This window comes from Janthinobacterium sp. 344, from assembly GCF_900112025.1.
Lineage (GTDB): Bacteria > Pseudomonadota > Gammaproteobacteria > Burkholderiales > Burkholderiaceae_D > Janthinobacterium.
This window is the reverse complement of record NZ_FOKL01000001.1, coordinates 1136616-1154128: the sequence shown is the minus strand read 5'-3', so window position 1 is coordinate 1154128 and position 17513 is coordinate 1136616. Positions and strand designations below refer to the sequence as shown.

The 17513-nt window shown below is 63.8% G+C and carries 14 protein-coding genes; 6 read left to right on the top strand and 8 right to left on the bottom strand.

The genetic code is table 11. From position 1 onward, the window contains the following. The first annotated feature begins 70 nt into the window (after window positions 1–70). Window positions 71–535, top strand: a complete 465-nt coding sequence (locus tag BM193_RS05175; RefSeq protein ID WP_092795913.1) for an EVE domain-containing protein — start codon at window positions 71–73, stop codon at window positions 533–535. A gap of 8 nt (window positions 536–543) precedes the next feature. On the opposite strand, the gene lgt is transcribed toward BM193_RS05175, so the two are convergent. Both lgt and BM193_RS05165 read right to left on the bottom strand, forming a co-directional pair. After that, on the bottom strand, window positions 544–1368 hold the full coding sequence (gene lgt / locus BM193_RS05170) for a prolipoprotein diacylglyceryl transferase (RefSeq protein WP_092795910.1): 825 nt from the start codon (window positions 1366–1368) through the stop codon (window positions 544–546). 78 nt (window positions 1369–1446) lie between these two features. Beyond that, window positions 1447–2358: a LysR family transcriptional regulator gene (locus tag BM193_RS05165; protein WP_092797077.1), complete on the bottom strand. Its 912-nt coding sequence runs from the start codon at window positions 2356–2358 to the stop codon at window positions 1447–1449. Between the two features lie 174 nt (window positions 2359–2532). Between BM193_RS05165 and ilvD the strand changes: the two genes are divergently transcribed. Together ilvD and BM193_RS05155 are read left to right on the top strand one after the other, a co-directional pair. Continuing rightward, window positions 2533–4398: a dihydroxy-acid dehydratase gene (gene ilvD / locus BM193_RS05160; RefSeq protein WP_092795908.1), complete on the top strand. Its 1866-nt coding sequence runs from the start codon at window positions 2533–2535 to the stop codon at window positions 4396–4398. A 227-nt stretch (window positions 4399–4625) separates the two neighbouring features. Beyond that, window positions 4626–4925, top strand: a complete 300-nt coding sequence (locus BM193_RS05155; RefSeq protein ID WP_254785890.1) for a c-type cytochrome — start codon at window positions 4626–4628, stop codon at window positions 4923–4925. A 21-nt stretch (window positions 4926–4946) separates the two neighbouring features. On the opposite strand, the gene BM193_RS05150 is transcribed toward BM193_RS05155, so the two are convergent. Further along, complete coding sequence (locus tag BM193_RS05150) at window positions 4947–5963, bottom strand: NAD-dependent epimerase/dehydratase family protein (RefSeq protein WP_092795903.1); 1017 nt, start codon at window positions 5961–5963, stop codon at window positions 4947–4949. A 91-nt stretch (window positions 5964–6054) separates the two neighbouring features. On the opposite strand from BM193_RS05150, the gene BM193_RS05145 reads away from it, so the two are divergent. Next, a complete protein-coding gene (locus tag BM193_RS05145) occupies window positions 6055–6957 on the top strand; it encodes a LysR family transcriptional regulator (protein WP_092795901.1) in 903 nt (300 codons plus the stop codon). 91 nt (window positions 6958–7048) lie between these two features. On the opposite strand, the gene BM193_RS05140 is transcribed toward BM193_RS05145, so the two are convergent. From BM193_RS05140 to folD, 5 genes are all read right to left on the bottom strand, one after another. Further along, window positions 7049–8191 (bottom strand): branched-chain amino acid ABC transporter substrate-binding protein, encoded by a 1143-nt coding sequence (locus BM193_RS05140; RefSeq protein ID WP_092795899.1) that lies wholly within the window; start codon window positions 8189–8191, stop codon window positions 7049–7051. 390 nt (window positions 8192–8581) lie between these two features. Continuing rightward, entirely contained in the window at window positions 8582–8962 is a 381-nt protein-coding gene (locus BM193_RS05135; protein WP_092795897.1) for a hypothetical protein, read from the bottom strand. Then, window positions 8959–9384, bottom strand: coding sequence for a DNA polymerase III subunit chi (locus BM193_RS05130; protein WP_092795895.1), 426 nt, complete (start codon window positions 9382–9384; stop codon window positions 8959–8961). The genes BM193_RS05135 and BM193_RS05130 overlap by 4 nt, the downstream gene beginning before the upstream one ends. Before the next feature lie 8 nt (window positions 9385–9392). Beyond that, window positions 9393–11462 carry a M3 family metallopeptidase gene (locus BM193_RS05125; RefSeq protein ID WP_092797075.1) on the bottom strand — a complete coding sequence of 690 codons (2070 nt, stop codon included), beginning with the start codon at window positions 11460–11462 and terminating at the stop codon, window positions 9393–9395. Window positions 11463–11597: 135 nt separating this feature from the next. Further along, window positions 11598–12443, bottom strand: coding sequence for a bifunctional methylenetetrahydrofolate dehydrogenase/methenyltetrahydrofolate cyclohydrolase FolD (gene folD, locus BM193_RS05120; RefSeq protein ID WP_092795893.1), 846 nt, complete (start codon window positions 12441–12443; stop codon window positions 11598–11600). 591 nt (window positions 12444–13034) lie between these two features. On the opposite strand from folD, the gene aceE reads away from it, so the two are divergent. Both aceE and aceF read left to right on the top strand, forming a co-directional pair. Further along, window positions 13035–15731, top strand: coding sequence for a pyruvate dehydrogenase (acetyl-transferring), homodimeric type (gene aceE / locus BM193_RS05115; protein WP_092795891.1), 2697 nt, complete (start codon window positions 13035–13037; stop codon window positions 15729–15731). A 93-nt stretch (window positions 15732–15824) separates the two neighbouring features. Further along, entirely contained in the window at window positions 15825–17504 is a 1680-nt protein-coding gene (gene aceF, locus BM193_RS05110; protein ID WP_092795890.1) for a dihydrolipoyllysine-residue acetyltransferase, read from the top strand. The last annotated feature ends 9 nt before the right edge of the window (window positions 17505–17513 follow it).

Here is a 17513-nt window from a genome sequence, read left to right as displayed (position 1 = left end):
GGTTGCAGCATCAGCATGCGCAGCCGTTTTTTTACGCCTGTCGCTTTGACTATTTGACCTGGGGAATGCAATGACACAGTACTGGCTGATGAAGTCCGAACCCGACGAGGTGAGCATCGACGACCTGATGGCCGCGCCCGGGCACACCTTGCCCTGGTTTGGCGTGCGCAACTACCAGGCGCGCAACTTCATGCGCGATGGCATGCGGGTGGGCGATGGCGTGCTGTTCTACCATTCCAGCTGCCCGCAGCCGGGCGTGGCGGGCGTGGCCGAAGTGGCCAGCACGGCGTATCCCGATCACAGCCAGTTTGAAGAGGGAGGAAAGTATTTCGATCCGAAGGCCACGCCGGAGCAGCCGCGCTGGATCAGCGTCGACGTGCGCGGCGTGAAGAAGACGGCGCTGCTGCCCTTGTCGGAGATGCGCCAGATGCCGGAGCTGGAAGACATGCTGCTGCTGAAGAAGGGCAGCCGGCTGTCCATCACGCCGGTGACGCCGGCGCAATGGAAAGTGATTACCAGCAGGTTACAGGCTTAAGCCGTTCATCAGGCCGGGCGCGCCTTGGTGGGCGGCGTGCCCATCACCTGGCTTTTATATGCCCACACCAGCAGCACGATGGCGCCGACGATCATCGGCAGGGACAGCATCTGGCCCGAGGTGATCGGCACGCCCAGCCACACGACTTCCCAGTCCGGCGTGCGGAAGTATTCCGTGAAGAAGCGCGCACAGCCGTACAGCAGGGTGAACATGGCGCCCACGGCCATGCGCGGACGCTGCTTGCGCGCATACAGCCACAGGATGATGAAGACCAGGATGCCGTCGACCAGCATCTGGTAGATCGGCGACGGGTGCACGGGATACGGAATGCCCGGCCATTGCATGGCCCACGGCAAGGTGTCCGGGGCGATGCGGCCCGGCAGTTCGGCATTGATGAAGTTGCCCAGGCGGCCGGCCGCGTAGCCGAGCGGCACCAGCGGGGCGATGAAGTCGAGCACGTCGAACAGGTTGCGGCCCGCCTTGCGGCTCCACAGGTACATGGCCAGGATCACGCCGAGGAAGCCGCCATGGAAGGACATGCCGCCATGCCAGACCATGAAGATCTCGAGCGGATTGTGCAGGAAGTATTCGGGACGGTAGAACAGCACTTCGCCCAGGCGTCCGCCGATCACCACGCCCAGCATGCCGTAGAACAGCATGTCGTCGAGATCTTCCTTCTTCCAGCCCAGCCTGGCGATATGCGGCTGCTTGATGCGCACGCGGCCCAGGATAATGAACAGGGCGAAGGCCAGCACATACATCAGGCCGTACCAGTGCACGGCGAGCGGGCCGATCTGGATGGCTATCGGATTGGGCATCGGGTGTATCAGCATGGAGTTCTTTCTTTGTTTAAAGCCAAGGTTGCGTAGTATGGGGGTGCCGGCGGCTTTTTTCCTTAGCGGCCACTTAATTTAATCGGCGGCAGCGCTGATCTGCTTGCGCAGCAGCGCCAGGAAGCCTTGCAGCACGGCCGACGGATTGTCGCGGCGCCAGGCCAGGCCCGTTTCCACCAGCGGCGTGGCGTCCTGCAGCGGCCTGTATTCTACGCCGGGGCGCATCAGATTCGATACCGATTGTGGCACAAGCGCGATGCCCATGCCAGCCGAGACGAGGCTGACGATGGTTTGCATCTGGATCGCTTCCTGGCCGATCTGCGGCGTGATGCCGGCCGCGCGGAACACGCCAAGGATCGCGTCGTGCAGGGCGGGCGAGATGGCGCGCGGGAAGATGATGAGCGGTAGCGGCGGCAGGTCGCGCAGGCGCACGGGGCCTGGCGTCTTCAACAGGTCGAGTCCCGACGGCGCCGCCAGCACCAGCGGCTCGGCCAGCACGGGCAGGTAGTCGAGTTCCCCCTTCGCTTTCTCGGGCAGGGGCGGGATCAGCAGGCCCGCATCCGTGCGCCCCGCCAGCAATTCCTCGAGCTGCAGGTCCGAGGTGGCTTCCTGCAGCGCGATCCGCACCTGCGGATAGGCAGTCTGATACGCGCGCAGCAATGGCGGCAGCACGCTGTAGTCGGCCGAGGAGACAAACGCCAGGCTCAATCGCCCCGCCTCGCCCTGCGCGGCCCGCCGCACCAGCGCGGGCAAGTCCTGCGCCTGGGCCAGCAGGCGGCGCGCCTCGGGCAGCAGGGCCGTGCCGGCCGGCGTCAGCTGCACCTCGCGGCGCGTGCGCACGAACAGGGGCGCGCCCAGCAATTCTTCCAGGGTCATGATGGTTTGCGACAGGGGCGGCTGCGTCATGTGCAGGCGCGCGGCGGCGCGGCCGAAATGCAATTCCTCGGCGACGGTGACAAAGTAGCGCAGCTGGCGCAGCTCAAGGTTCATATGCGTTTCCATGCAGATTGATTGCTGTGATATGTAAAACGACTCACAGACACGTGCATCATATATTTGACAGTGGCGCGCGCGCAAGGCAATCTGGCGTACCCCCACTGCACGCAGGGTTTTGTTGCAAATCCGCGCAGTCAGGCATCAATCATCCTTGGAAGGACCCCCATCATGCCGCAATACCGCTCCCGCACCACCACCCACGGCCGCAACATGGCTGGCGCCCGCGCCCTGTGGCGCGCCACCGGCATGAAGGACGGCGACTTCGACAAGCCGATCATCGCCGTCGTCAACTCGTTTACCCAGTTCGTGCCCGGCCACGTGCATCTGAAGGACCTGGGACAGATGGTGGCGCGCGAAATCGAAAAGGCCGGCGGCGTGGCCAAGGAATTCAACACCATCGCCGTCGATGACGGCATCGCCATGGGCCACGGCGGCATGCTGTATTCGCTGCCTTCGCGCGACCTGATCGCCGACTCCGTCGAATACATGGTCAATGCCCATTGCGCCGACGCCATGGTCTGCATCTCGAACTGCGACAAGATCACGCCGGGCATGCTGATGGCCGCCATGCGCATCAATATCCCCGTCGTGTTCATTTCCGGCGGGCCGATGGAAGCGGGCAAGGTCGTCAAGGTGGTCAACGGCGCGCAAAAGATCATCAAGCTGGACCTGGTCGACGCCATGATCAAGGCGGGCGACAGCACCGTGTCCGACGCCGACGTGGCGGAAATCGAACGCTCGGCCTGCCCCACCTGCGGTTCCTGCTCCGGCATGTTTACGGCCAACTCGATGAATTGCCTGACCGAGGCGCTGGGCCTGGCCCTGCCCGGCAACGGCACGATTCTGGCCACGCACTCGGACCGCCAGCAGCTGTTCCTGCGCGCGGGCCGTCTGATCGTGGAACTGGCCAAGCGCCACTACGAGCAGGACGATTACTCCGTGCTGCCCCGTTCCATCGCCACCAAGGCGGCCTTTGAAAACGCCATGGCGCTCGACGTCTCCATGGGCGGCTCGACGAATACCGTGCTGCACCTGCTGGCCGCCGCGCACGAGGCGGAAGTGGAATTTTCCATGGCCGACATCGACCGCATCTCGCGCAAGGTGCCTTGCCTGTGCAAGGTGGCGCCGATGACGGACAAATACCATATCGAAGACGTGCACCGCGCGGGCGGCATCGTGGGCATCCTGGGCGAACTGGCGCGCGCCGGCCTGCTCAACACGACCCTGCCGACGATCCACGCGCCGACCCTGGCCGACGCCATCGCGCAAAACGACATCAAGTGCACGGACGATCCGGCCGTGCATGAACTGTTCCGCGCCGCGCCGGGCGGCGTGCCGACGCAGACGGCGTTCTCGCAGTCCGAGCGCTTCGCGGCCGTCGATACGGACCGCGCCACGGGCTGCATCCGCGACAAGGCCCACGCGTATTCGCAGGATGGCGGCCTGGCTGTCTTGTACGGCAACCTGGCGGAAAAGGGCTGCATCGTCAAGACGGCCGGCGTGGATGAAAGCATCTTGAAATTCTCGGGCAAGGCGCGCGTGTTCGAAAGCCAGGATTCCGCTGTTGCAGCGATTTTGGCCGATACCGTGCATGAAGGCGACGTCGTCATCATCCGCTACGAAGGCCCGAAAGGCGGCCCCGGCATGCAGGAAATGCTGTATCCGACCTCGTACATCAAGTCCAAGGGCCTGGGCAAGGCGTGCGCGCTGTTCACGGACGGGCGCTTCTCGGGCGGCTCCTCGGGCCTGGTGATCGGCCACGCCTCGCCGGAAGCGGCCGAAGGCGGCGCCATCGGCCTGGTGGAAGAGGGCGACTTCATCGACATCGACATCCCCGAGCGCACCATCAACCTGCGCGTGACCGATGCGCAGCTGGCCGCGCGCCGCGCCGCCATGGAAGCGAAGGGCGATGCGGCCTGGCTGCCCGTCAACCGCGAGCGCTACGTGTCGCAGGCGCTGCAGGCATATGCGGCCTTGACGACGTCGGCCGACCGCGGCGCCGTGCGCGACCTGTCGCAGCTGAAGAAGCGCTGAGCGTTGTAAAAACGCCGCACCGCGCCGCTGCTGCGCGGGGCGGGGCGGCGGGCGTTACATCGCCTTACAAACAACATGGGAATTGGCGCGCGCTTGGGGCAAAATAGCCTTGCCTTGAGTGTTTATGTGTTTGAAACGCTTGATCTTGGCTCGTGGTGAACCTGCCGAAACACGGTAGAATGCCGGCAGGAAGTTACTCTGGAGAAAAGACAATGAAACGTTCCATGATGTTGGTAGGTGTATTGGCTGTGTCGGCATTGAGCTCGCAAGTGGCGATGGCCAATCCGGACCTGGCGAAAGCCAAGAATTGCATGGCGTGCCACGCGGTAAGCACGAAGCTGGTGGGTCCTGCGTTCAAGGACGTGGCCGCCAAGTACGCCGGTCAAAAAGACGCGGAGAACAAGCTCGTGGCGAAAGTCATGAAGGGCGGTTCCGGCACCTGGGGCGCGATCCCGATGCCAGCCAACCCGCAAGTGAGCGATGCGGAAGCCCACACCCTGATCAAATGGGTGCTGGCACAGAAATAATCTGTGCCGTGGCAACCCTCATCAATGCGCCGGCCATCCCGGCGCATTTTTTTTGCCCGTCGTCTGCAGGTTGCCCATGCCCGCCAGCGTCGCCCTGACCGCCTCGTCGAGCGGCGTGTGCGGCTCCTGCCCCAGCACGGCCAGCAGCCGCGCATTCTCCATCGATAGCGGCGTTTGCCACAGATAGCGCATCTCGCGCAGCTCGCGCATCGTCGCCACGAACGGCGACGCCAGGCTCACCAGCCACCAGGGAAAGTATTTGAGGGCAGGCCGCGCGCCCGTCGCCTGTTCCACCACGCGCACAATCGCCCCCGTCATTTGCCGGCCGTCGTGGTCCCAGTGTCCCGCCATGTGAAAGCGCGCAAACGCCGGCAGGGTGGCGCGCAAGGCCAGCAATTGCAGCATCGTGCGCGCCACGTCGGGCAGGTAGGACCACTGGTGGCCGATGCCGGGCGCGCCCGGCGACAGGACACTGCGCACGGGCTGGCCCGGCTTCACCAGACCTTGCGAAAACCAGTTATTGCCGGCGCGGGGGCCGAAGAAGTCGCCCGCCCGCACGATGATCACCCTGGCGCCCTGCGTGGCGGCCCGCTCCAGGCGCGCCTCCAGCTCCACGCGGATGGCGCCCTTGCGCGTCAGTGGGCGCTGTGGCGCGTCTTCCGCCAGTGACTGCCCCGGTGCAGGGAAGGCGTCGGGGCCAAAGTTGTACACCGTGCCCGGCAGCACGATGGTGGCGCCTTCGGCGATGGCCGCGGCGATGGTATTGTCGAGCATGGGCAGCACCAGCTGGCCCCACTGCCGGTAGCCGGGCGGGTTGACGGCATGCACGATCACCGCGCAGCCTTTGGCGGCGGCCATCACGTCCGTGCGCGACAGCGCATCGCCGCGCAGCCACGCGATACCGTCGCCGCGCGCCGGCTGGATCTCTCCCCGCTTCAGGGCGCGTACCTGCCAGCCCGCCGCCAGCAGCTGGCGCACCATCTCGCCGCCGATGCCGCCCGTGGCGCCCAATACCAATACCGTTTTCTGCGTGTCCATCGTGACCTCCCTGTGGTTGATGGCGCCAGTATCTGCCGCGCATGGCTATTTGGGAATTGACGAACATCGTGCACAGGCTATACATTTATGTATGACTACCTCGATTGCCTGGGAATACTACCGCTCCCTGCTGGCCGTACTGAAGCACGGCTCGCTGTCCGGCGCCGCCCGCGCGCTGGGCATCACCCAGCCGACAGTGGGCCGGCACATCGCCGCGCTGGAGCAGGAGCTGGGCGTGACCCTGTTTACGCGCTCGCAGCTGGGCCTGCTGCCGACGGAAATCGCCCTGGCCCTGCGTCCGCACGCGGAAACGATGGAGCACACGGCCGCGCTGATGCAGCGCGCCGCCAGCAGCCAGGGCCAAGGCGTGGTGGGCGCCGTGCGCATCGCGGCCAGCGAAGCGGTGGGCGTGGAAGTGCTGCCGCCCATCCTGACGCGGCTGCGCGAGCGCCATCCGGGCCTGGTCATCGAACTGGTGTTGAGCAACAAGGTGCAGGATTTGCTGCGGCGCGAGGCGGACATCGCCGTGCGCATGCTGCGTCCGCGCCAGGAACAGCTGGTGGCGCGCAAGGTGGGCAATATCGAACTGGGCCTGCATGCGCACGAGGATTACCTGGCGCGCCACGGCATGCCGCAGGCATGGGCGGACCTGGCCCGGCATGCTGTCATCGGCTACGACGAGGCGAGCCCCTTCGTGCGCAGCGCGGGCGCGGCCTTCCAGGGATTGACGCGGGAACAGTTTGCCTGGCGCTGCGACAGCGACCTGGCGCACCTGGCGCTGATCCGCGCGGGCGCCGGCATCGGCGTATGCCAGACGGGGCTGGCGGCGCGCAATCCGGCCTTGCGGCGCGTGCTGGGGCAGGCGTTTTCACTGCCGATGGAAACCTGGATCACCATGCATGAGGATTTGCGCGGCAGCCTGCGCTGCCGCGCCACCTTCGACGCGCTGGCCGAAGGGTTACTGGCTTACGTGGCCGGACAGCAAGAACCGTAGCGAGCGGATGTGAGTTGTGGCTGAGAAGCGGAGCTGTGCGAATGCACAGTGAGCATCGCAGGCCGCAAATCGCGCCGCGCAGTAGGTTCTATTATTTGACCACTTCCATCTTGGTCTTCTTGCCATCGCGGTAAGTGAACAGGGTCAGCGCGCCATCCTTGATGTCGCCGTTGGCATCGAACGAGATCGGCCCAGTCACGCCCTGGTAATGTACCTTGGCCAGGAACGGCAGGTAGACGGACGGCTTCGACGATTTGGCATCGGCCATGGCGGTGGCCATGGTCATCACGGCGTCGTACACGTAGGGCGCGTACAGCTGCACTTCCATATTGTATTTCTGCTTGTAGCGGGCGCGGAAATCGTCCATGCCTTTTTGCTGCGCGCCCGTGACGCCGCCCGCTTCCGCGCACGTGACGACGTTTTCACCGATGGCGTCGCCCGCCAGCTTGCCCAGCGGTTCCGTGCACAGGCCGTCGCCGCCCATGAACTTGGCCTTGATGCCCAGCGCCTTCATCTGGCGCAGCATGGGGCCGCCCACGGAATCCATGCCGCCGAAGAAGATCAGGTCGGGATTCTTCGATTTGATGCTGGTGAGGATGGCATTGAAGTCCGTCGCGTTGGCGTTCGTAAATTCCTTGCCGACGATTTGCACGCCCGGCGCGGCCTTTTTCGCCCCCTTGACGAACTGTTCCGCCACGCCCTGCCCGTAGGCCGTGCGGTCATCGATGACGGCGATTTTCTTCGCCTGCAGCTTGTCCACGGCGTAGGCGCCCAGGGTGCCGCCCAGCTTGTTGTCATTGGCCACCACGCGGAAGGCCGTGTTGAATTTTTGCTGCGTGTAGGTGGGGTTGGTGGCGGCCGGCGAAATCTGCGGAATGCCCGCATTGAAATAAATGCGCGAGGCGGGAATCGTCGTGCCCGAATTCAGGTGGCCGACGACGCCGTTGACCTTGGCGTCGACCAGCTTTTGCGCCACGGCCGTGCCCTGCTTCGGATCGGCCGCGTCGTCTTCCGGCACCAGCACGAATTTCACGACCTTGCCGTCGATCTTGAAGCCCTTGGCGTTCAAGTCCTCGATGGCCATCTTGGCCGCGTTTTCATTATCCTTGCCCAGGTGGGAGCTGGCGCCAGAGACCGGGGCGACATGGCCGATCTTGATGATTTCCTGCGCGCCCGCATGGCCGGCAAAGGCGAGGGCGAGGGCGAGAGGAAGGACTTTGGTCTTGAGCAGCATAAACATTCTCCAATGGATAAAGATACGGCGGCGTCTCGTGAAAAACCGCTTCGAGGGGCGGTGCGTGTGAAGAAAGGTACAACAAAAAACAGGCCGCGCAAAGCCGCATTTCGGGCTTTTTGCATTTTGTCGCAACAATCACCAAAGTGAGGCGCGATGCACCGATTTCTCGGGTGCGAGCGCACCAAAGAATGGCGTTGGGAGGGGGAAGGGTGTAAGAAAATCTGCGTTCTTCTACCCCAAAACGACATCCGGGGTCAGACCCTGAGGGTCTGACCCCAGCCGTTCGCTGTTTGGGGGAGGAAGTGAGGGAATGCCGGGGTCAGACCCGTCGGGTCTGACCCCCGGATTTTTGTCGGTGGTGAAATGGTCGCAACGACAGGTGTGTGCTTACTGAGCTGGCGGATGCAAATGCCCCAGCTCATGGCTCACCGCATGCGCCACGATCTGTTCCAGTGATTGCTGCAAGTCTTCGCGCAGGGCGCCGCGCATGCCGATCAGGGCGTTTTGCAGGGCCGTCTGCAGGACGTGGGCGATGCGCTCTTCCAGCAGGTGGTCGATCTTGCCCTGCACCTGGTGCAGGATGCGCTGGGTCAGGCGTGCTTCGATGGCGTCCCAGTCCGGTTGCACCACGCCCGGCGGCAACGCCGGTGCTTCCTCGACGGCAGCCGGGGCGGCAACTGGCGCGACGGGCGCCGCCTCCGGCACCTCCGGTCCCAGCAGCACCTCCGTCAGCAGGGGAATGCCCTGGTCAAACGGCGGCTGGTTCATGTCTTGCCTGCCACGAAGTGGGTCGGCTGCACGTTCTGCTGGCGGTAGTGCAGGAAGCGCTGGCGGCCCGCCTGCGCATCCTGTTCATCCATGGAAACGATCTCGAAGACGCGCTGGAATTGCGCATAGTTGGCCGGCGGCAGCTGCGACAGGTTGACGAGGATGTCGTGGTGCGGCACCTCCGCCGCCGCGTCATCGGTCAGGATGATGGGCGTCTGCACGGCCAGCGGATCGCCGGCCAGCACGTGCGGCAGGAAATCCGTGGCGGAAAACGTCCACATGGCGCGGTTCAGGGCGTCGAGCTGGGCGCCATCTTGCGCCAGCACGACCACCTTGTTGCCGGCCATGTAGGCCTTGCGCGCCAGGCGGCAGGCGTAGGCCAGCTTGTCCGGCACGTTGCTGTGAAAATCGACGCGGCTCATGGCGGGATTCAAGCTGCCATGCCGCTGTGGCGCAGCAGGGCGTCGATCGACGGTTCGCGGCCGCGGAAGGCCGTGAACGACTCCAGCGCGGGGCGCGAGCCGCCGACGGACAGGATTTCTTCCAGGTAGCGCTTGCCTGCCGCCGTGGTGGCGGCCGGTCCCAGCGCGCGGGCTTCCTCGAAGGCCGCATAGGCGTCGGCGGACAGTACCTCGGCCCATTTGTAGCTGTAGTAGCCGGCCGCGTAGCCGCCGGCGAAGATATGCCCGAAGGCATTCTGGAAGCGGTTGAAGGCAGGCGGGATGAGCAGCGCGAACTGGGCGCGCACGCCGTCGATCAGCTGCTGCACGCTCTGGCCCGTGGCCGGGTCGTAGTCGTAGTGCAGATGCATGTCGAGCAAGGAAAATTCCACCTGGCGCAGGGTCTGCAGGCCGGACTGAAAATTCTTTGCCGCCAGCATCTTGTCGAACAGCGCGCGCGGCAATGGTGCGCCCGTGACGGCGTGCGCCGTCATGTGTTCCAGCACTTCCCATTCCCAGCAGAAGTTCTCCATGAATTGCGACGGCAGTTCCACGGCATCCCATTCGACGCCGGCGATGCCCGACACGCCCAGCTCGTCGACCGCCGTCAGCATGTGGTGCAAGCCGTGGCCGAATTCGTGGAACAGGGTGATCACTTCATCGTGGGTGAACAACGCCGGCCGGGCCTGGCCATCGACGACGGCTGGCTGCGTGAAGTTGCAGGTGAGATAGGCGATCGGCGTTTGCACGTGCTGCGCATCGGCGCGGCGGCCGCGTGCGTCGTCCATCCAGGCGCCGCCGCTTTTTCCCGCGCGCGCATACAGGTCCAGGTAGAACTGGCCCACCAGCTTGCCGTCGCGCTCGATGCGGTAGAAACGCACGTCCGGGTGCCAGACGGGCGCCGTATCCAGTTTGATCTCGACGTTGAACAGATTCTGGATCTGGCGGAACAGGCCGTCGATCACCTTGTGTTCAGGGAAATACTGTTTGACTTCCTGGGCCGAGAACGCATAGCGGCGTTCCTGCAGCTTTTCGGAGGCATAGGGCACGTCCCACGCCTGCAGCTCGGCGATGCCCAGTTCTTCGCGGGCGAACTGTTTCAGTTCGGCCAGGTCCTTCTCGGCGTACGGACGCGCGCGCTTGGCCAGGTCTTCCAGGAAGGCGATGACTTGCGCGGGCGAGGTGGCCATCTTCGAGACGAGCGAGACTTCGGCGAAATTGGCGTAACCCAGCAGTTTTGCCTCTTCGTCGCGCAGGCGCAACAGGGTGACGATGTTCTGCGTGTTGTCCCAGTCTTCTTTCTTGCTGAAGACGTCGCCCTGGTCCGATGCCTTGGTGGCGTTGGCGTGGTAGATGGTTTCGCGCAATGCGCGCTTGTCGGCAAACTGCAGGATCGGGTAATACGACGGGAAGTGCAGCGAGAATTCGTAGCCCGCCTTTCCGGCCTTCTCGGCGGCGGCGCGCGCGGCGGCCTTCACGTCGTCGGGCAGGCCGGCCAGCTCGGCTTCATTGTCGACCAGCAACTTGTAGTCATTCGTGGCGTCGAGCACGTTTTCGGAAAAACGCGTACCGACGGCCGCATGTTCTTCCTGGATGGCGCCAAAGCGCTCTTTCTTGTCCTCGGGCAATTCGGCGCCGCCCAGGCGGAAGTCGCGCACGGCATTCTCGACGATGCGCCGGCGCGCCGGCGACAGGCTGGCGAAATCGGCGCGGGCCTGCAATTGCTTGTATTTGCCGAAGAGGATTTCGTTCTGGCCCAGCTCGGTCAAGAACTCCGTCACCTTGGGCAGGTTCGCATTGTAGGCGGCGCGCAGTTCCGGCGTATCGATCACGCTATTCAAATGGTTGACGATGCTCCAGGCGCGGCCCAGGGTTTCGGCGATCTGGTCCTGCGGCGCGACGAAATTGTCCCAGCTCACTTCTTCCATGGGCGCTTTCAGCTGCGCCACCGTGGCGCGCGCCTGGGCCAGGAGGGTATCGATGGCGGGCGTGACATGCTCGTGCGTGATCGCGTCGAAGCGTGGCAGGCCGGAAAAATCAAGCAGGGGATTGGTATTCATCGTCAGTTCGTCCATTCTGTCTTCATATATGGAGCGCCTGAAAAACGTTCAGGGCAAGGCGCGGTGCCGAAGGCAGTACGAATAGTACGGCAAGGCACTGCAACGCAGCCATGGACGTTTTCTCAGGTGCTCCTCTTAGATGCGCTCGGCGGCCTCGACGGTATTCATCAGCAACATGGTGATCGTCATCGGACCCACGCCACCCGGTACCGGGGTGATGTGCGACGCGACTTCTTTCACGCCGGCAAAATCCACGTCACCGCACAGCTTGCCGTCATCGTCGCGGTTCATGCCCACGTCGATGACGATGGCGCCCGGTTTGACCATGTCGGCCGTCAGGGTGTTGCGGCGGCCGACGGCGGCCACGACCACGTCCGCCTGGCGCGTGTACAGTCCCAGGTCCGGGGTCGCACTATGGCAGATGGTGACGGTAGCGTTCGCTTGCAAGAGCAGCAGGGCCATCGGCTTGCCGACGGTGTTGCTGCGGCCGATGACGACGGCGTGCTTGCCGCGCAGGTCCACGCCCGTGCTTTCGATCAGTTTCATGCAGCCGTACGGCGTGCAGGGGCGGAAGCCGGGCAAGCCCGTCATCAGTTCGCCGGCGCTCAGGACGGAATAGCCGTCCACGTCTTTCGTCGTGGCGATCGCTTCGATGACCTTGTGCGGATTGATGTGCTTGGGCAAGGGCATTTGCACGAGGATGCCGTGGATGGCGGGATCGGCGTTCAGGCTGGCGATGCGTGCCAGCAGGTCCGCTTCGGACAGGTCCGCTTCATATTTTTCCAGCACGGAGTGGAAACCGACGTCGCCGCAGGCCTTGACTTTGTTGCGGACGTAGACCTGGCTGGCCGGGTCTTCGCCGACGAGGATCACGGCCAGGCCGGGCTGGGTGCCCTTGGCGGTGAGGGCGGCGGCGCGCGAGGCGATCTCGCTGCGCAGTTTTTGGGAGAGGGCGATTCCGTCGATCAGTTGTGCTGGCATGGTAGGGGCTGGGGGCTGTGGAGGGAAAAGACAGATTATAAAGCCGGGCGGCGCAAAGGGGCGGTTTTGGCGTTAAGCAGTGCTATGCATTTATAAGCGCAAGGCGTAACAACGGCGGGCCGGAGACGCGGGCCTGAGAAAATGCCGATGGCGGCGTTGCAGCTCCTTGCCGTACTGGCGTACTGTCTGCGTCGCCGCGCCTTGCCCTCGACATTTTTCAGGCCCGCTTGGCCCGGGGAGCCTGTGCGGACGACTGGGGTGTTCAATCCTTTTGCTGGTGTGCTCGTGGACCGTACCCGTCCCGAGATTGCCTTTCAAGGAGAGGCGCGCGCCAGCTTCACGGCATGCTGGTGTTGGCGCCGCTATTTGCCACTCTGCTCACCCTAATTTCCAGACAGAATTTGCGGCAGTGCAGCATAAATTTCATAGGGTGATTTCATGATATGAAATGCTATATCGTAATTTGAAAAATACTAAATACGCTGTTAGAATCCCCACACTAAACCGACTTAATAGTAAATAATCAGCGAAATACCGTCCGACAGCGATCCGGAAAATCGGGGTGGGGCGTTCACAAAGGAGACTCAACAGATGTCAGCTCAACTGAACCAGGTAACGACACAGATCGGCACCGACCCGGATATGCAGGAAACCAAGGAGTGGCTGGACGCGCTCGAAGCCGTACTGGAAAACGAAGGTCCGGAACGCGCCCACTACCTGATGGAGCGCCTGGTGGACCTGGCCCGCCGCCGTGGCGCCCAGATCCCGTTCTCCAGCACCACCGCCTACGTCAATACCATCCCCACCAAACAAGAAGCACACTGCCCCGGCAACCTGGAATACGAAGAGCGCCTGCGCTCGTGGATGCGCTGGAACGCCATGGCCATGGTGGTCAAGGCCAACCGCGCCGACGGCGACCTGGGCGGCCACCTGTCCTCGTTCGCCTCGCTGGCGAACATGCTGGGCATCGGCTTCAACCACTTCTGGCATGCGCCGACGGCCGACCATGGCGGCGACCTGCTGTACATCCAGGGCCACTCCTCGCCCGGCGTCTACGCGCGCGCCTTCCTCGAAGGCCGTTTGACGGAAGAGCAAATGCTGAACTTCCGCAAGGAAGTCGACGGCAAGGGCCTGTCCTCGTACCCGCATCCGAAACTGATGCCTGATTTCTGGCAGTTCCCGACCGTGTCGATGGGCCTGGGCCCGCACATGGCGATCTACCAGGCGCGCTTCCTGAAATACCTGCACGCACGCGGCATCGCCAAGACCGACAACCGCAAGGTCTGGGCCTTCTGCGGCGATGGCGAGATGGACGAGCCGGAATCGCTGGGCGCGATCGGCCTGGCCGCGCGCGACATGCTCGACAACCTGGTCATCGTGGTCAACTGCAACCTGCAGCGCCTGGACGGCCCGGTGCGCGGCAATACCAAGATCATCCAGGAACTGGAAGGCGAATTCCGTGGCGCCGGCTGGAACGTCGTCAAGGTCATCTGGGGTCCGGGCTGGGACGCCCTGCTGGCGCAGGACAAGGAAGGCATCCTGCAGCGCGTGATGATGGAAACCGTCGACGGGGAATACCAGAACTACAAGGCGAAAGATGGCGCCTACGTGCGCAAGCACTTCTTCGGCAAGCACCCGAAGCTGCTGGAAATGGTTGCCAACATGACGGACGACGACATCTGGCGCCTGACCCGTGGCGGCCACGATCCGCACAAGATCTACGCGGCCTTCAAGATCGCCCAGGAACACAAGGGCCAGCCGACCGTCCTGCTGGTGAAAACCATCAAGGGCTACGGCATGGGCAAGTCGGGCGAAGCGCGCAACACGGCGCACCAGACGAAAAAACTCGACGACGAAGCCATCCGCGAAATGCGCGACCGCTTCTCGCTGCCGATCCCGGACGACAAGCTGGCCGACATCCCGTTCTTCAAGCCTGCCGACGACGCGCCGGAAATGGTCTACCTGCACGAGCGCCGCAAGGCCCTGGGCGGCTACCTGCCGCAGCGCCGCCAGAAAGCGGAAGAAACGCTGCCCGTGCCTGGCCTGGATGCCTTTAAAAACGTGCTGGACGCCACGCCAGAAGGCCGTGAAATCTCCACCACGCAAGCGTTCGTGCGCGTCATTTCGACCCTGCTGAAAGACCCGAACCTGGGCCAGCGCGTGGTGCCTATCCTGGTCGACGAATCGCGTACCTTCGGCATGGAAGGCCTGTTCCGCCAGATCGGCATCTACAATCCGAAAGGCCAGTTGTACGAGCCGGTCGACAAGGACCAGGTCATGTACTACCGCGAGGACAAGGCTGGCCAGATCCTGCAGGAGGGCATCAACGAAGCGGGCGGCATGAGCTCGTGGATCGCCGCGGCGACGTCGTACTCGACCAACGACCGCATCATGATCCCGTTCTACACCTTCTACTCGATGTTCGGCTTCCAGCGCATCGGCGACCAGGTGTGGGCGTCGGCCGACATGCGCGCCCGTGGCTTCCTGATGGGCGGCACGGCTGGCCGCACGACGCTGAACGGCGAAGGCTTGCAGCACGAAGATGGCCACAGCCATATCTTCGCCGCCACCATCCCGACCTGCATGCCGTACGATCCGACCTTCAGCCATGAAGTCGCCGTCATCATCCAGGACGGCCTGCGCCGCATGATCGCCAACCAGGAAGATGTGTTCTACTACATCACGATCATGAACGAGAACTACGCCCAGCCAGGCATCAAGCCGGGCCAGGAAGAAGGCATCCTGAAAGGCATGTACAAGCTGCAGGAAGGCAAGGCTGACGCCAAGCTGCGCGTACAGCTGATCGGTTGCGGCACCATCCTGCGCGAATCGATCTTCGCCGCCGAATTGCTGGAAAACGACTGGGGCGTGGCCGCCGACGTGTGGTCGGCACCGTCGCTGACCCTGGTGGCCCGCGATGGCCAGGATGCGGAACGCTGGAACATGGTCAACCCGTCGAAAGAGCAGCGCGTGCCATACGTGACGTCGCTGATGCAGGACACGGACGGCCCGATCGTCGCCACGACCGACTACATGCGCGCGTTTGCAGAACAGATCCGCGCCTTCATGCCGAAGGGCCGCACCTACAAAGTGCTGGGCACCGATGGCTTTGGCCGCTCGGACAGCCGCGCCAAACTGCGCGAGTTCTTCGAAGTGAACCGTTATTATGTCACCGTGGCCGCGCTCAAATCGCTGGCCGACGAAGGCAAGATCGACGTGTCGGTGGTGGAGCAGGCGATCGCCAAGTACGGCATCGACGCGAACAAACCGAATCCGGTGACCCAGTAATCGTTAAGTGATCCGATCACGCCAGGGCAGTGCGCAAGCGCCGCCCTGGCGTGTGCGCGGGTCCATCTGACAAATAAAATAACGGAGCAAGCTATGAGCATTGTGGAAGTCAAAGTCCCGGATATCGGCGATTTCAAGGAAGTCGAGATCATTGAACTGATGGTCAAGCCAGGCGATACGGTCAAGGTCGACCAGTCCCTCATCACCGTCGAATCGGACAAGGCCAGCATGGAAATCCCATCGAGCCACGCCGGTGTCGTCAAGGAATTGAAAGTCAACGTGGGCGACAAGATCGCCGAAGGTTCGCTGGTCCTGCTGCTGGAAGTGGCGGACGACGCCTCGGCCCCTGCGCCAGCCGCCGCTGCCGCCCCGGCACCTGCCGCCGAAGCCGCCCCCGCCGCCGCTCCTGCGGCCGCGCCAGCGCCTGCCGCCCCTGCCGGCGCGCCGGCCCTGGTGGACGTGACCGTGCCCGATATCGGCGACTTCAAGGAAGTCGAAGTCATCGAACTGATGGTCAAGGTGGGCGACACGATCAAGGTCGACCAGTCGCTGCTGACGGTCGAATCGGACAAGGCCAGCATGGAAATCCCATCGAGCCACGCCGGTGTCGTCAAGGAATTGAAGGTCAAGGTCGGCGACAAGGTCGCCAAGGGTAGCCTGGTGTTGGTGGTGGAAACGACGGGTGGCGCCGCCCCTGCCGTAGCCCCTGCCGCCGCGCCTGCGCCGGCCGCGCAAGCTGCCGCCGCACCAGCGGCCGCCGTCGCTGCGGCACCGGTCGCCGCGCCTGCTGCTGCCCCGGCAACTGCCGCCGCGCCTGCCGTTAACGGCAAGCTGGCGCACGCGTCGCCGTCGATCCGCAAGTTCGCGCGCGAACTGGGCGTGGAACTGGCGCTGGTCGGCGGTTCCGGTCCGAAGGGCCGCATCACCCAGGAAGACGTGCAGAATTTCGTCAAGGGCGTGATGTCGGGCGCCGTCGCCTCGCCAGGCGCTGCCAGTGCCCCGGTCGCCAAAGGCGGTTCGGGCGTGGGCCTGGACCTGCTGCCATGGCCGTCGCTGGACTTTGCCAAGTTCGGCGCGACCGAATTGCTGCCGCTGTCGCGCATCAAGAAAATCTCGGGTCCGAATTTGCACCGCAACTGGGTCATGATCCCGCACGTCACGCAGTTCGACGAAGCGGACGTGACTGACCTGGAAGCATTCCGCGTCGATACCAACGCGGCCAATGCGAAGAACAAGGATGCGGCCAAGCTGACCATGCTGGCATTCGTCATCAAGGCCTCCGTCGCCGCGCTGAAGAAATTCCCCGCGTTTAACGCGTCCCTGGATGCCAAGGGCGAAAACCTGATCCTCAAGCAGTACTACAACATCGGCTTCGCGGCCGACACGCCGAACGGCCTGGTGGTGCCCGTGATCAAGGGCGCGGACCAGAAGTCGGTCTCGCAGATCGCCCGCGAAATGACGGAACTGTCGCTGCAGGCGCGCGAAGGCAAGCTGAAACCGGCCGACATGCAGGGCGCCAGCTTCACGATTTCGTCCCTGGGCGGCATCGGCGGCACGCACTTCACGCCGATCGTGAATGCGCCGGAAGTGGCGATCCTGGGTCTGTCGAAAGCCTCGATCAAGCCGGTATGGGATGGCAAGGCCTTCCAGCCGCGTTTGATGATGGGCACCTCGCTGTCCTACGACCACCGCGTGGTCGATGGCGCGATGGGCGCGCGATTCTCCGTGTACCTCGGCGAAGTCCTGGCCGACATGCGCAAAATTCTGCTGTAAGGAGCGATT

Coding starts and splice junctions, on each gene's coding strand:
- folD (WP_092795893.1), bottom strand. CDS start 12,443: ATGCCAGCACAACTGATCGACGGAATCGCCCTCTCCCAAAAACTGCGC.
- ilvD (WP_092795908.1), top strand. CDS start 2,533: ATGCCGCAATACCGCTCCCGCACCACCACCCACGGCCGCAACATGGCT.
- BM193_RS05150 (WP_092795903.1), bottom strand. CDS start 5,963: ATGGACACGCAGAAAACGGTATTGGTATTGGGCGCCACGGGCGGCATC.
- BM193_RS05145 (WP_092795901.1), top strand. CDS start 6,055: ATGACTACCTCGATTGCCTGGGAATACTACCGCTCCCTGCTGGCCGTA.
- lgt (WP_092795910.1), bottom strand. CDS start 1,368: ATGCTGATACACCCGATGCCCAATCCGATAGCCATCCAGATCGGCCCG.
- BM193_RS05165 (WP_092797077.1), bottom strand. CDS start 2,358: ATGAACCTTGAGCTGCGCCAGCTGCGCTACTTTGTCACCGTCGCCGAG.
- BM193_RS05125 (WP_092797075.1), bottom strand. CDS start 11,462: ATGAATACCAATCCCCTGCTTGATTTTTCCGGCCTGCCACGCTTCGAC.
- aceF (WP_092795890.1), top strand. CDS start 15,825: ATGAGCATTGTGGAAGTCAAAGTCCCGGATATCGGCGATTTCAAGGAA.
- BM193_RS05140 (WP_092795899.1), bottom strand. CDS start 8,191: ATGCTGCTCAAGACCAAAGTCCTTCCTCTCGCCCTCGCCCTCGCCTTT.
- BM193_RS05155 (WP_254785890.1), top strand. CDS start 4,626: ATGTTGGTAGGTGTATTGGCTGTGTCGGCATTGAGCTCGCAAGTGGCG.
- aceE (WP_092795891.1), top strand. CDS start 13,035: ATGTCAGCTCAACTGAACCAGGTAACGACACAGATCGGCACCGACCCG.
- BM193_RS05175 (WP_092795913.1), top strand. CDS start 71: ATGACACAGTACTGGCTGATGAAGTCCGAACCCGACGAGGTGAGCATC.
- BM193_RS05130 (WP_092795895.1), bottom strand. CDS start 9,384: ATGAGCCGCGTCGATTTTCACAGCAACGTGCCGGACAAGCTGGCCTAC.
- BM193_RS05135 (WP_092795897.1), bottom strand. CDS start 8,962: ATGAACCAGCCGCCGTTTGACCAGGGCATTCCCCTGCTGACGGAGGTG.